Source organism: Parabacteroides sp. ASF519 (assembly GCF_000364265.2).
GTDB classification, from domain to species: Bacteria; Bacteroidota; Bacteroidia; order Bacteroidales; family Tannerellaceae; genus Parabacteroides; species Parabacteroides goldsteinii.
In genome coordinates, this window is the sequence record NZ_AQFV02000006.1 from 6,054,028 (window position 1) to 6,067,825 (window position 13,798).

General features: G+C 43.9%; 11 protein-coding genes and 1 tRNA gene. 2 read left to right on the forward strand and 10 right to left on the reverse strand.

What is annotated here, in order from left to right:
• Positions 1-23: 23 nt before the first annotated feature.
• The 9 genes from murQ to mutA all read right to left on the reverse strand — a co-directional run bounded on the left by murQ (position 24) and on the right by mutA (position 12,252).
• A complete protein-coding gene (gene murQ / locus C825_RS24325; RefSeq protein WP_010800518.1) occupies positions 24-845 on the reverse strand; it encodes an N-acetylmuramic acid 6-phosphate etherase in 822 nt (273 codons plus the stop codon).
• Between the two features lie 70 nt (positions 846-915).
• The gene (locus C825_RS24330) at positions 916-2,196 is read right to left on the reverse strand and encodes an acetylxylan esterase (RefSeq protein ID WP_007654269.1); all 1,281 of its coding nucleotides are present in this window, start codon (positions 2,194-2,196) and stop codon (positions 916-918) included.
• A gap of 62 nt (positions 2,197-2,258) precedes the next feature.
• Entirely contained in the window at positions 2,259-3,101 is an 843-nt protein-coding gene (locus C825_RS24335; protein ID WP_010800519.1) for a hypothetical protein, read from the reverse strand.
• Positions 3,102-3,120: 19 nt separating this feature from the next.
• Positions 3,121-4,419 (reverse strand): MFS transporter, encoded by a 1,299-nt coding sequence (locus C825_RS24340; RefSeq protein ID WP_007654276.1) that lies wholly within the window; start codon positions 4,417-4,419, stop codon positions 3,121-3,123.
• Positions 4,416-5,396: a DUF4922 domain-containing protein gene (locus tag C825_RS24345; protein ID WP_010800520.1), complete on the reverse strand. Its 981-nt coding sequence runs from the start codon at positions 5,394-5,396 to the stop codon at positions 4,416-4,418. The genes C825_RS24340 and C825_RS24345 overlap by 4 nt, the downstream gene beginning before the upstream one ends.
• 1 nt (position 5,397) lies before the next feature.
• Positions 5,398-6,870: a glycosyltransferase family 2 protein gene (locus tag C825_RS24350; RefSeq protein WP_010800521.1), complete on the reverse strand. Its 1,473-nt coding sequence runs from the start codon at positions 6,868-6,870 to the stop codon at positions 5,398-5,400.
• Between the two features lie 41 nt (positions 6,871-6,911).
• Entirely contained in the window at positions 6,912-8,138 is a 1,227-nt protein-coding gene (locus C825_RS24355; RefSeq protein ID WP_007654281.1) for a J domain-containing protein, read from the reverse strand.
• Positions 8,139-8,226: 88 nt separating this feature from the next.
• On the reverse strand, positions 8,227-10,377 hold the full coding sequence (scpA, locus tag C825_RS24360) for a methylmalonyl-CoA mutase (RefSeq protein WP_010800522.1): 2,151 nt from the start codon (positions 10,375-10,377) through the stop codon (positions 8,227-8,229).
• A gap of 12 nt (positions 10,378-10,389) precedes the next feature.
• Complete coding sequence (gene mutA, locus C825_RS24365; protein WP_010800523.1) at positions 10,390-12,252, reverse strand: methylmalonyl-CoA mutase small subunit; 1,863 nt, start codon at positions 12,250-12,252, stop codon at positions 10,390-10,392.
• A gap of 274 nt (positions 12,253-12,526) precedes the next feature.
• On the opposite strand from mutA, the gene C825_RS24370 reads away from it, so the two are divergent.
• A tRNA-Glu gene (locus tag C825_RS24370) sits at positions 12,527-12,599 on the forward strand.
• A gap of 217 nt (positions 12,600-12,816) precedes the next feature.
• Here C825_RS24370 and rbp read toward each other — a convergent pair.
• Positions 12,817-13,194: an RNA-binding regulator gene (gene rbp, locus C825_RS24375; protein WP_010800524.1), complete on the reverse strand. Its 378-nt coding sequence runs from the start codon at positions 13,192-13,194 to the stop codon at positions 12,817-12,819.
• Between the two features lie 381 nt (positions 13,195-13,575).
• Between rbp and C825_RS24380 the strand changes: the two genes are divergently transcribed.
• Complete coding sequence (locus C825_RS24380) at positions 13,576-13,791, forward strand: winged helix-turn-helix domain-containing protein (protein ID WP_007654296.1); 216 nt, start codon at positions 13,576-13,578, stop codon at positions 13,789-13,791.
• Positions 13,792-13,798 lie beyond the last annotated feature (7 nt).

A 13,798-nucleotide genomic window follows, 5' to 3' on the forward strand; every position in this document is an offset into this window, starting at 1 on the left:
TTTCGCACCCTCATACTATCATATCACAATTTCCCTGCACGATAAGCATCTATCGCTTCCTTTACGGATCCATGCATAAGCAGCAGATGGTAAGACTCAATGTAGCCAAGGTTTAGTTCGTTCATCAACATCCGTGTCCCACGGTCGATCAGTTTCTGGTTGGTAAGTTGCATATTTACCATCCGGTTGCCTTTTACACGTCCCAGTTGGATCATTACCGAAGTAGAGATCATGTTCAGGATCATCTTTTGCCCTGTTCCGGATTTCATTCGCGAACTACCGGTAACAAACTCCGGACCTACGATCATTTCAATGGCTACATCTGCCTCCGCTGCCATCGGAGAATCCGGATTACTGGAAATGGAAGCTGTCAGGATTCCTTGCTCACGTGCCTTGCGCAAAGCTCCTATTACATAGGGAGTCGTTCCGGATGCGGCAATACCGATTACTGTATCTTTTGTTGTGATATGGTGCTCCTGCAATTCCTCCCAACCGCGATTCAGATCATCTTCCGCATTTTCTACCGGATTACGAAGCGCTTTGTCTCCACCCGCAATCAGTCCGATCACCAGGGTTGGCGGCATTCCGAAAGTAGGGGGGATCTCCGAAGCATCGAGTACGCCCAGACGTCCGCTTGTGCCGGCACCCAGATAAAAGATACGTCCCCCTTGTTTCATCCGGGGGACGATCTGTAATACAAGTTCTTCAACTTTAGGTATCGTTTTCCGGACTGCTGACGCAACTTTCTGGTCTTCCGTATTTATATCGTCCAGTAATTCGCGGACCGACTTGCTTTCCAGATTATTATATAATGAGTCTTGCTCTGTTATCTTAGTAAACGACATATTAAATATGTATTATGTATGTTGCTAAACAGATACAAAACTAACAAAATTTATGTCTGCGAACCTCTTCTTACTTATACATTTCTTTCAACCATTGGAACCGTGCCATATTTTGTTCCGGATAAGTCCAGTGACCGGTTTCCAGATAAAGATGCAGTTCTTTTGCTCCCGGAATGACATTATAAGCGGAATACATGGAAGTTGGAGGACAAGTCACATCATTATATCCCCAGCTATACCACCCCGGTGCATTTACACGACGGGCAAAATTAACCACATCAAAATAAGCTAATGTCTCCACCTCATTCGGACCAGGTTTTGCATTCCGGTAATAATGAGGCCAGCCACCGGCACGCTGGTGTAAATAACCGGCATAATCACATAAGGCCGGATAGAATGCTGCCAGAAACTTAATACGCGGATCCAATCCTGCCGTAACGATAGAAAGCGCTCCTCCCTGACTACCACCGGTTACACCGACAGTCGAACCGTCAAATTCAGGTAAAGAGAAAATAAAATCCACCGCTCTCACACAACCGAGATACACCCGTTTGTAATAATGGGTGTCACGATCATTCTTATTGATCCCGGGATAGCCGTTCAAAGCACCGGATGCCAGGTTGTTATATACTTCTTGTGGCATATTTACCGGAATCCCATGAATTCCGATCTCTAATGTGATAACATCATCCCCTAAATTCATGCCGTTATACGGACGGATACCGGCACCCGGAACCTGGAGGATAGCCGGATATACCCCTTCCTTTTTGGGGACAACCAGAATACCATACATACGGGAACCCGGACGCTCATTCTGAAAACTGACATGATAAACGTTTTGCGTAGACGTACATCTTTCCGGCATCAACACCATTTTAGGGTCCAGAGACGTTTTACGGGCATCTTCAATCGCCTGCTTCCAGAAACTGTCGAAATCTTTCGGATCAGCGGTTGTCGGCCGGATTCTTTCTTCGTCTACGGCAACCGTGGCCATTCCTTCATAATTGCGACCATCTACTTTTGCTATGACCTTACAACGCAAAAAACCAGGTTCATTCATGGAGCCTTTTAATGTTGTTTTACCATTTTTCAAAAGTACATCCGCTTCCTTCTTTACGGGGAAATACTCCGGTCCCACTTCATAATCAACCACCACGTCTTTCAGGAGATTTTCATTCCTAAAGACCTGAACGGTAAAAGTAACTTCCTCCTTTTGTTTATATTTCCAGTCTGTCCGATCCGGAGATACCACCACATTGACCAATTTCTGAGCCGGCTGAGCCTCCAGCCTTAACGAACTTCCTACCAGCAATACCAGAAGGAAGCAGAATGAGAATAACACTTTTTTCATCTTGAGAATTTATTAAATATAAGATTACAAACACAACAAAGATAAATACGATCTATCAGATATCAAAACGTTGATTGACCATGATATGCAATCAGTCCTTCCATCGGACTTCGGGCGATCGTCCCCAAACGGATTCCCAAATCAAACGCGATCTCCTTCAATATATCCTGATAATACCAGGCTACCGAACCTACCAGGTGGACAGGCAGTTCAAAATAATCGTACTGTTTCACATTCCGGGTAAAAAAAGCCAGAAAACTACGGGTAACCAACTCCCAGATAGCCGGTTCATCCAGATGCTCCCGTATAAAAGGAGAAAATCCTGCCAGAAAACGGTTAGGGAAAGGCTGCCGGTAAACCTTGTCCATAATCAGGGCCGGGGTCAACTCATATTGTGTCAGAAACTGATCTTTCAGGGCCGGAGACAACTGGTCTTTCAAGACATCACCAATCAATAATTTCCCCAATACCGCACCACTCCCCTCATCGCCCAGGATAAATCCCAGAGGAGAGACATTCTTTACAATCTCCCTGCCATCATAATAACAAGAGTTGGAACCGGTTCCCATAATGCAGGCAATCCCCGGCTGATCTCCGCACAGGGCACGGGCAGCCGCAAGCAAGTCGCTCCCTACCTCAACCGGAACAGACAGATACCGGTTGACGGCCCGCCTGATCATATTATTCTTCTCCGGGAAAGCACATCCTGCTCCGTAAAAATAAATAGCTGAAGGTTCGAAATCTTTTAGAGAAGGTAACAGGCCGGCTTCTATCTCCTTCCCGATTTCCTCTTCTGTCTGAAAAAAAGGATTCATGCCCCGTGTTTTGAAACGGAGGATAAATTCACCATTCTCCACTACACACCAATCAGTCTTCGTGGACCCACTATCAGCTATCAATATCATATTTCACTTTATTATAAAATCAATCAATACGTCTGTCTTTTTTGCCAAATGCAGGATCTATCTTCAGGAAAGCCGTCACTGCCAAAGTGATCAGGCAGCATCCCATCACCCACCAGAAAAAGTGCTCATATCCCAACTGCTCCTGCAACCATCCGGCAATCATTCCCGGCAGCATCATACCTAAAGCCATAAATGCCGTACAGATGGCATAATGAGCCGTCTTATGTTCACCCTCTGAGAAATAAATAAGGAACAGCATATAAGCCGTAAAGCCGAATCCATACCCAAACTGCTCAATAAAGACACATACATTTATGATAAGCAGATTCTCCGGCAGGGCACTGCTCAGGTAAATAAAGACCAGATCCGGCAAAGTAATTGCCAGCGCCATCGGCCAAAGCCATTTCTTCAGTCCGCCTTGTGCCGCAACAATTCCACCGATGATCCCGCCTAAGGTCAGTCCGATAATCCCGATCGTACCATAAACAAAACCGATCTCTGCCGTTGATAATCCGAGTCCTCCAACATCACGCGGATCAATCAGGAAAGGAGTGACCAGTTTTACCAGCTGTGCTTCCGGGAAACGGTATAACAGCATAAACAGGATCGCAATCAAGGCCTGTTTCTTCTTAAAAAACGAAACAAATGTAGCAAAGAATTCTTTAAACAGGGTAGAAGCCGTCACAGCAACAGCCGGTCTGTCCGATTCGGGTGTCGGCAATATATATTTATGATACAGGCATAACCCGATAAACAAACCTGCCAGGATCAAAAATGTAACCGACCAGGCCAGCGGTATCTTTCCGGTACTTTCTTCCAAAGCACCAGCCAGCATCACCAACAGACCTTGTCCGGCAATAGTTGCGATACGGTAAAATGTACTTCGTATCCCGACATAAAAAGCCTGGTCATGCGAATCCAGCGCTAACATATAGAAACCGTCAGCCGCAATATCATGCGTAGCAGAACTAAACGCCACCAACCAGAATATAGCCAAAGTCAGCTGAAAAGAATAATCCATCGGAATAGTAAAAGCAATACCCGCCAGTCCTGCACCTATCAGGAACTGCATGGTAACCACCCACCAGCGCTTCGTCTTCAGTAAATCGACGAAAGGACTCCAGAAGGGTTTGATCACCCAGGGGAGATAAAGCCAACTGGTATAGAGGGCTATATCTGTATTACTGATCCCCAAACGTTTATACATGATGACAGAGATCGTCATCACTGCCACATAAGGGAGGGCCTCTGCAAAATAAAGCGTAGGTATCCAGCTCCATGGAGACGCTATTGTGGATTTTCCGGTTAATAGTTTCATTTTCGCGAGCTAGATTGTATCATTTTACGTACTATTTCATTCTTCTCTTCTTCCGAAATGCTTACTTCCCGCAAAATAGTTTCAAGATCTTCAGACGTCACCTTATCAAAATCCTTCTCTAAAGGAGTGATAAAAAGACCGGCCATCTCAACCGTTGCCGGACTGATCAGGATATTGGCATCCCCTTCTGCATAAAAACAGGACGGACGCAATTCCTTACGAGGGAATATACAGGATATCCAGTTATCCTCATCCTTCCAGTTATCCTCATCCTTCCAAGTAACCACATTCATCATCGGTTCAGAATCTCCTTCTTTTATTTCCAGTTGTGCGTATAATTGTTTAAAAGCATAGTCAGCTTCGCGCAAATCACTGGAGATCAGCAGAAATGCAGACGCCATAAAATCGTAAAGTACATAAAGAACCGTATTACGCCCCTCCCAGACTATACCCTTGGAAGCCTTTTTATAGTTCATTTCAATCGGCAAATTCCCCAGTTCCATTGCCTGGAAATGCATGTGATCCGGTGCAGAGGCTCCACATTTCGGACCATTGTAAAAGACGGCATAATCCTGAAGATCGTGTGCCAACCACAGCATATCCTCATAATAAGGAAGAATTTGCTGATCTTCATGCCACTTCAATGGTATCGTCAGATGTCCGCTGGAGATTGGATAAGGATTAACCAGTATATCGAAAGCATCATTGTAATCAATACCATATTGTTCTTCCGGCCGGTGACAGAAAAAACACGGTCGTGCTTGCAAAGAAGCAGTGTCTGTTTTAGCAGCAGAGGAACGGATACGCTCCGGATTGAACTGTAATATAACAGGGAAATCTCTTATGTAAAGATACCGGGTCTTAAGGCTTGCCAAAGCATAGGTATTCGTGCGAACCAACTCCCAATCTCTTATCTGGTTATCGAGAAGATCTTCTACGCGTTCTCTCAACTCATTCATTTCAGACTTATCAATCATATCATTTTTGATTTAACGTTCTTCGGGTACCCAATTCAATGGCTCGGATACTGTCTTTATAGGCATTATGTTCGTTGGTTTTCCGGATATCCAATGCGGCATCGGTATTGTCCTCCCAACGGCGGCAGAGATAAAGGACATCGTAAATACGCCCGATCCGGTAAATACGCGATATAGCCAATCCTATGGCATAATCTTCGCCATAACTCACATTCGGCATTTTCAACTCGCGAAGAATCGGGGTATAGAAAGCACGGGGTGCTCCCAGTCCATTGATACGCAAAGCATTATTACGTCCATTCTCTTCCGTCCATTCCCGGTGGTCGATAATGCCGGGCGCTATTTCATTCAGGTCGAAATCAGTCATTTTATAGGTTCCGATCACCATTGCACAACTTTCCGCATAAAAAGCATCCACAATCTTTTGCAAAGTATCGGGACCGCTATACACATCATCACTGTCAAGCTGTACACAAAACTTACCGCACGAAGGATGCCCAGCCGCCTCATTCCAGCAACCGCCGATTCCGAGATCGTCACGTTCGGGGATCAGGTGTATCAGACGTTTATCTTCTGCATACTGCTGAATAACCTCTGTTGTCCCGTCGGTCGAATGATTGTCGACAATGATCAGGTTGAAGTCAAAATTGGTCTGCTGCCTAAAAACAGAACGGATCGCATCCTCGATCGTACGGACGCGGTTGCGGACAGGGATGATCACAGATGCTTCGCAAGGGAAACCTTCCTTCTTAAACTTTACCTTCAAAGGCTTCTTCTTCAGAAAAGCACCCAAATATTTCAGATAGACAGTACAGGCCGATTCCATTTCCTCCTGCACCTCACGGTTCTTTGGATCCACATAATCAAACTGTTTCTCGCCACTTTTCCGATTATCTTCTTCTGTAAAAGAATAAAGATACTCCCGGATATGAACAATAGTCTCCGGCATAAATGAGGCATTGAGCTGGTAAAGATAGAAACCTGCATAGACATACTCCGGAAACATTTTTTTACGAGATTCGAAATAATAGTTCAATTCATCGTAATTAAGCAGCAATAACGGACCGAAATCAAAATCATCCCGTATGCTTCCCTCCTGATAATCGTTCAACGGGTGTTCCTGCCGAATACCGTTACATATTTTATAATGATCGGCATAAACGATTTTACAACATCTGTTTTCAGCAACAAAAAGCATCCGCTCCAGTCCGTTTTGTCCGAACCTCAAAGGAGTTGTACCAGTATAAAATAAGACATTCCGTTCGTCAGCATGTTCCCAAATAGTACGCAAAGTATTTGTACCGGTCAGCGTATCGACCTGCAGGATTTCGCAACCGTCACAAGCTTCTGCCTGCAATGAATCAGAAGCTAAAAGATATATTTTATTAACCAGCCCGGTACTCCTGAGTTCGTCTACAGTCAGTTTCACCATGGCTGGAGAAACATAAGGCAAAAAACAATTTACTGTTTGCATAATAGCACTTTTAAGATTGTCGGGTAAAGATAACAAAAAGATTAATCCTCCTCCCAGTAAAAGTCATCATAAAGCTCTTCTTCTCTTTGTTTTTTCCGGTATTTTTTCAGAAAAGCTCGCATTCCCGTAAGTGTAGAAACGCTTTGCATATACTCTTCCACTGTTTTCAGCAGGTTTTTCTGCTGGGATAAAAGAATATCCAGGTGAATATCTATCTCTTTCAAAGGAACAGTTCTCAATTGCGTATAAGCATTTTCCACACCAGATAAAGGAGCCTGACAAATCAGGTAAAATTCTTCTTCCAAGCGATTCAACTGTGCACGCAGAATCTTATTATAACGTTTCAAAACCTCATCCGTTTGCGATTGAGGTGTCTTTGCCGATTCTTCCTGCAACCAGTTAATCTGCATCATCAACAAGGAAGCCAAGTCTTTTTGTTTATATGCTTCCGTCAGTTGTTTCATCCGTTCTTCCTTCTGTGCACGCAATGTTTCATCAGTTTCCCGGTCCGGATGAAGTTCCTTCACCAGTTCCAGATATATTTCACGCATTGACTTTAAAGTTTGTTCCTCCTGCAATTTCTGATTCAATTCGGCTTTGGTCATTTTCCTTTCTCTGGACTGCGACGATTTCTGTTCCTCTCTGGCTGCACGCCTCTGTTGTTCTTTTTCTTCCGCCGCCTCCATTTTCTCCATCTCATTCTTCATTAAATCATTAAAAGCGTTGAGCAGTTCCTCTTCCGTCTTTGCGTTTTTCATTTTCTTATTGAGTTTAAAACCCATCATTTGGATAGCGAACAACGTATCCTGTACTGCTTCCATTTCCAGTTCTTCATGAGTCATTCCGGATAAGAGTTCCTCATATTTATGAACGAGGGGAACAATAACGGAGCGTTGCTCTTCATTCATATAGTCAGTCACTCCTTCGCTTTCAGCAGCAATAAGATCTATCAGCGTTTTCCGATCCGTTTTACTCAGTTTTCCTTCTTCATATATTCCATCCAGATAAATCAGATAATCATATTTCATTGCAGTCTCTTTCTCAAATAGAGATTTAGCATGCTCCTGATAGAAAGTTCTGATTTTTCGTTCCTTCTCAGGAATAAACGTGATTTCTGCCTTTAGTTCATTTATCTTCCTGTTCAGGCGATTGAACTCAGACTGGGCAGCGGTAAGTTTCGTTCTTCCTTTCTTTTTAATAACAGGAGTCAGGGACAAATCATCATTTGCCACATCCTGATCTTGAAATAGTTTTGCTTGTTTGTTCATATCAATACTTATATGGTAATAAAAAAACTGCGTAACTCTCCACCGAAAGCTACGCAGTCTCCTATTTATAATAAAAACTTTACAGCTATTATTCTTCTCCTAACAGGATTTCCAGGATTTGAACGGCAGCCTTAGCGACTGATGTACCCGGACCGAAGATAGCGGCAACACCTGCCTTGTACAGGAAGTCGTAGTCCTGTGCAGGAATAACACCACCGGCGATAACGATAATGTCTTCGCGGCCTAACTTCTTCAGTTCATCGATAACTTGCGGAACCAATGTCTTGTGTCCGGCAGCCAAAGAAGAAACACCCATTACGTGAACGTCGTTTTCAACAGCCTGGCGGGCAGCTTCAGCCGGAGTCTGGAACAACGGTCCCATATCCACGTCGAAACCACAGTCGGCATAACCGGTAGCTACAACCTTAGCACCACGGTCGTGTCCGTCCTGACCCATCTTAGCGATCATGATACGCGGCTGGCGACCTTCTTTCTTAGCAAACTTTTCTGTCAGCTCGCAAGCCTTCAGGAAGTCGGCATCTTTCTTTGTTTCTGATGAATACACGCCTGATATAGTTCTGATGATTGCTTTATAACGTCCTACAACAACTTCGCAGGCATCAGAGATTTCTCCCAGTGATGCACGCAAGCCGGCAGCCTTAACAGCCAGTTCCAGCAAGTTGCCTTTCTTAGTTTTCACACATTCGGTGATGTCAGCCAATGCTTTCTGAACAGCTTCTTCGTCGCGGTTTTCACGCAACACCTTCAAATTGGCAATCTGTTCGTTACGTACGGCAGTGTTGTCAATCTCAAGGATATCGATCGGATCTTCTTTCGGCAGGCGGTATTTGTTAACACCAACGATAGTCTGAACGCCTGAGTCGATACGAGCCTGAGTACGAGCAGCCGCTTCTTCGATACGCATCTTCGGAAGACCTGTTTCGATCGCTTTTGCCATACCGCCCATGCTTTCGATTTCCTGGATCAAAGCCCAACCTTTGTGTACCAGTTCGTTTGTCAAAGATTCTACATAGTAAGAACCGGCCCACGGGTCGATTTCCTTACAGATCTTTGTTTCTTCCTGGATATAAATCTGTGTATTACGAGCGATACGTGCAGAGAAGTCTGTCGGCAAGGCGATAGCTTCGTCCAACGCATTGGTGTGCAAAGACTGCGTGTGTCCCAGTGCAGCTGCCATCGCTTCGATACAAGTACGGCCTACGTTGTTGAACGGGTCCTGTTCGGTCAACGACCATCCTGAAGTCTGGCAGTGAGTACGCAGCGCCAAAGATTTCGGGTTCTTGGCACCGAAACTCTTTACAATCTTCGCCCACAACATACGTGCGGCACGCATCTTGGCGATTTCCATGAAGTGGTTCACACCGATTGCCCAGAAAAAGGACAGACGCGGAGCAAATGCATCCACATCGATACCTGCGTTCACACCGGCACGAAGATATTCCATACCGTCACACAATGTATAAGCCATTTCGATATCTGCTGTAGCACCGGCTTCCTGCATGTGGTAACCGGAGATAGAGATAGAGTTGAACTTCGGCATCTTCTGTGATGTATATTCGAAGATATCAGCGATGATCTTCATAGAGAATTCGGGCGGATAGATATATGTATTACGCACCATGAATTCTTTCAGGATATCGTTCTGGATAGTACCGGCCATTTCTTCCAACTTAGCGCCTTGTTCCAGACCTGCGTTGATGTAGAATGCCAATACCGGAAGAACACCACCGTTCATGGTCATGGAAACAGACATCTTGTTCAAAGGAATACCAGCGAACAATACTTTCATGTTTTCCAAAGAACAGATGGATACACCGGCTTTACCAACGTCACCTACAACACGTTCGTTGTCAGCATCGTATCCGCGGTGAGTCGGAAGGTCGAATGCAACAGACAGACCTTTCTGACCGGAAGCCAGGTTACGGCGGTAGAATGCATTTGATTCTTCTGCGGTAGAGAAACCGGCATACTGACGGATCGTCCAGGGACGCATCGCGTACATACCGCTATACGGGCCACGCAGATAAGGAGGCAGACCGGATGCATAGTGCAGATGCTCCATACCTTCCAGATCTTCTTTTGTATATACTGGTTTCACCTCGATATGCTCGGGTGTTTTCCAATTGGCTTCGATGCCATTGGCTTTTGCCCATTCGGCAGCATTGGTAGCTGCAAAACCGGCATTCTTTATATCTATATTCTTAAAATTTGGTCTCATAATTGTTTCTACTTAAGCGATTCCTAATTTTGCGTTGAAAGCCTTCAATGTTTCAAGTACGTTGCTCTTCACATTGATAAACTGATCGATACCCTGAGCTTTCAGGTCTTCCATGCATTCAGGAGCACCTGCTACAACGAATTCAGCACGTCCGGCCAACGCCTTATAAGCGGCAGGAGCATATTCTGCATATTCGTCATCACTAGAACAAAGAACAACGATTTGAGCACCGGCTTTCATCGCTGCCTCAACACCAGCTTCAACAGTTTCAAAACCTAAGTTATCAATTACCTTATATCCGGCGCAAGCAAAGAAGTTGCTTGAGAACTGTGAACGGGCAATACGCATAGACAAGTTACCAATAGTCAGCATAAAGACATTCGGTGTCTTGCCGCTGTTTTCAGTTGCCAGACGCAATGCTTCGAATTCAGATGCACCACGAGAGAAATCAAGAGGAGTAACCGTTGCTTCACCACAAGAATGACCACCACCGCAACAGCAGGAAGCTGTTTCTTTAATCTTACCGGCAGCTACTTCTGTGAAGTTCGGGAACTGGTTAGAACCCAGCAGGATTTCGCGACGGGTAGCAACAGCTTTCTTACGAGCTACGTTAGAAGCATTTACTGCATTCTGTATGTTACCGTTAGCCACTTCAGCACCGAAACCGCCTTTGTCTTCTACTTCCAGGAACAGTTTCCAGGCAACGTCAGCCAACGAGTTAGTCAGTACTTCTACATAATAAGAACCGGCAGAAGGATCGACCACCTTATCCAGGTGACATTCTTCTTTCAGTAACAATTGCTGGTTGCGTGCGATACGTTCTGAGAAATCATCCGGAGTTTGATAAGTCTTATCGAACGGACGAACAGTGATAGAATCGACACCTGCCAAAGCAGCAGACATCGCTTCAGTCTGAGAACGCAACAAGTTTACATGAGCGTCGTAAACAGTCATATTCCATTCGGAAGTCTGAGCATGTGCGTTCATCTTGCATGCACATTTGCATTCAGGATTGTAAGCAGCAACAATTTCAGCCCACAACCAACGTGCTGCACGGAATTTTGCAATTTCCATGAAGTAGTTAGAGCTGATACCCAGATTAAATTTAATCTTTTTGGCAACTTCATCTGCGCTGAATCCAGCTTCAGTCAGTTTAGCCATCAGTTCGTTACCCCAAGCCAGTGCATAACCCAGTTCCTGAGTAATATAAGCACCTGCATTATTGAAGTAGAAAGCGTTTACAGCTAAAACTTTATAACCCGGCAGCGCCTGACCAGCTTTGAGCACAGCAGATGCAGCTTCTACCCAGTTTTCATTTTCTTTCCCTTTTACCAACGGTTTCTTGAACGGGTCGTAGTTAACAGAACCGAAACATTTGTTCAGGTCTACGTCTTTTCCCTTCAGGATATATTCCAGAATACCGATCAGTTTTTCAGCCTTGCAGTTACAAGTGTTGAAGTTCAGTTCAGTAGCTTCCGGACAGATACCGTTTAATAATGTTGCAATATTTTCGGCATTCACTTCATCACCTTTGATGATGAAACCGAGAGAAGTAACACCTTTGGTTAGCAAATCAAGAGCCTTTTCGTTGGCTTCCTTGAAACAGGTTACTTCAATGTTCTGGCGTACCTTCCAGTCGTTATCCTTCTTTGTTCCGCGAACATAAGGGAATTCACCGGGAAGAGACTCGGTAGTCTTCAAACCTTCGATGTCTTCTGCACGATAGAAAGGATTTACATTAAATCCTTCGCCTGTCTTCCAGACAAGCTTTTTCTCAAACGGAGCACCTTTCAGGTCAGCCGTAATCTTCGCCATCCACTCTTCAGTAGTGACCGGAGCGAATTCTGAGAAAAGTTTTTCTTTTAGTTCTGCCATAATATTAGTTATTTTAATACTGGTATTAGTAATTGTTCAATAGTATATTGTTCAATAACAGGTGGCAAAGGTAGAATAAATAAACAGGAAGAACAATGAAAAATAAACGAAATTGCGCTCAGTTTTAACGCCTTTTAGGTGTATAGAGACAATTATAGTAGCATAATGACAGGAAGATACAAAATTCTTTACATTTTTTCCCGTTCCGGAGAACACCGAAACGAAATAATAACTATTTTTGTCCCGTCAAACAATGAAAACTATGATATGAAACGGTGCATTCGTCTAGTGGCCTAGGACGCCGCCCTCTCACGGCGGAAACTCGGGTTCGATCCCCGGACGCACTACAAAAGCCTGCTGAATGATTTTGGCAGGCTTTTTTTATGGAGATCAACGTACAGTTTGCAAATTTCTCATATATTATGATACTACATTCTCACATATTATGCGACTCTAATATCATAATATATGAGAATGTAGTATCATAATATATAAAATCTGCGTCCATAAGAAACAAAAAAGCGACCTGTTGCCAGATCGCTTTTCCATTTGCTATAATGCGAATTAATATCTTCTTCCGCCGCCGTTACCGTAGCCACCGCCACCGCGATTGCCACCACCGTAGCCACCGCCACGATTACCGCCGCCGTAACCACCACGATTACCGCCGAAACCACCGCCACGGTTTCCACCACGGTCTTCTCTCGGACGAGCCTCTGTTACGTTGATTACTTTTTCATCATAAGTAGCCTGGTTTAATTCTTCGATAGCCTTCTTGGCTAAATCGTCATCCTTCAATTCTACAAAACCAAAGCCTCTTGAACGGCCTGTTTCTCTGTCTGTGATAACTCTAGCTGAGAGGATTTCCCCATAGTCAGCAAACAACTCGTTTAAGTCAGCGTCTGTGACGTTATAACTTAAATTTGAAATGTAAAGATTCATTTATAAAAACTTATTTAGTTAATTGTTTATTGAGGGATGAATAGAATAATAGTTGAATGAATATACTTTACAAATCTAAGTTGCGAGCAAAACTTCAAATACAAGTTTAAATCAATCTCAATAGGCTACAAATGTAAGATTTAATTCGACACCACCATACTTTATGACAATCTTTTTCAAACATTTTTTCCCAAAAAACGCTTATAAACAAACAATGATTTATTTTAAGTTCGTGAATCTCCATCCGCCTGTTTTACAAAAAAAATCTTTTGACGGAATCTCCTTTTTATAAAACACACTAAAAAAAACGTCGGAATATATCATTTCCGCTTTAATTTCTGTTTTAACTCAACATACCATAAACATAAAAGAGAATTTGTCATGACGAAAGGAACAATTGGATTAAATGCAGGTACCATCAGGAATCTGTTACTGGATGGTGGATGTTGGAGTTTGGAGGAGTTGAAAAAGGCAACCTCCTTATGTGAAGCTGATTTATGGTCTGCAATCGGATGGCTAGCCCGCGAAAACATGATTCAGATCACTAGTGCCAAAAGTCAGATAGCTTTTTGTCCGGGGATGAATTTCAATTATTAAATGAAAG

Excerpts from the sequence above, each read along its gene's own strand:
- murQ (WP_010800518.1), bottom strand. The coding sequence starts at position 845 with ATGTCGTTTACTAAGATAACAGAGCAAGACTCATTATATAATAATCTG.
- C825_RS24330 (WP_007654269.1), bottom strand. The coding sequence starts at position 2,196 with ATGAAAAAAGTGTTATTCTCATTCTGCTTCCTTCTGGTATTGCTGGTA.
- C825_RS24335 (WP_010800519.1), bottom strand. The coding sequence starts at position 3,101 with ATGATATTGATAGCTGATAGTGGGTCCACGAAGACTGATTGGTGTGTA.
- C825_RS24340 (WP_007654276.1), bottom strand. The coding sequence starts at position 4,419 with ATGAAACTATTAACCGGAAAATCCACAATAGCGTCTCCATGGAGCTGG.
- C825_RS24345 (WP_010800520.1), bottom strand. The coding sequence starts at position 5,396 with ATGATTGATAAGTCTGAAATGAATGAGTTGAGAGAACGCGTAGAAGAT.
- C825_RS24350 (WP_010800521.1), bottom strand. The coding sequence starts at position 6,870 with ATGCAAACAGTAAATTGTTTTTTGCCTTATGTTTCTCCAGCCATGGTG.
- C825_RS24355 (WP_007654281.1), bottom strand. The coding sequence starts at position 8,138 with ATGAACAAACAAGCAAAACTATTTCAAGATCAGGATGTGGCAAATGAT.
- scpA (WP_010800522.1), bottom strand. The coding sequence starts at position 10,377 with ATGAGACCAAATTTTAAGAATATAGATATAAAGAATGCCGGTTTTGCA.
- mutA (WP_010800523.1), bottom strand. The coding sequence starts at position 12,252 with ATGGCAGAACTAAAAGAAAAACTTTTCTCAGAATTCGCTCCGGTCACT.
- rbp (WP_010800524.1), bottom strand. The coding sequence starts at position 13,194 with ATGAATCTTTACATTTCAAATTTAAGTTATAACGTCACAGACGCTGAC.
- C825_RS24380 (WP_007654296.1), top strand. The coding sequence starts at position 13,576 with ATGACGAAAGGAACAATTGGATTAAATGCAGGTACCATCAGGAATCTG.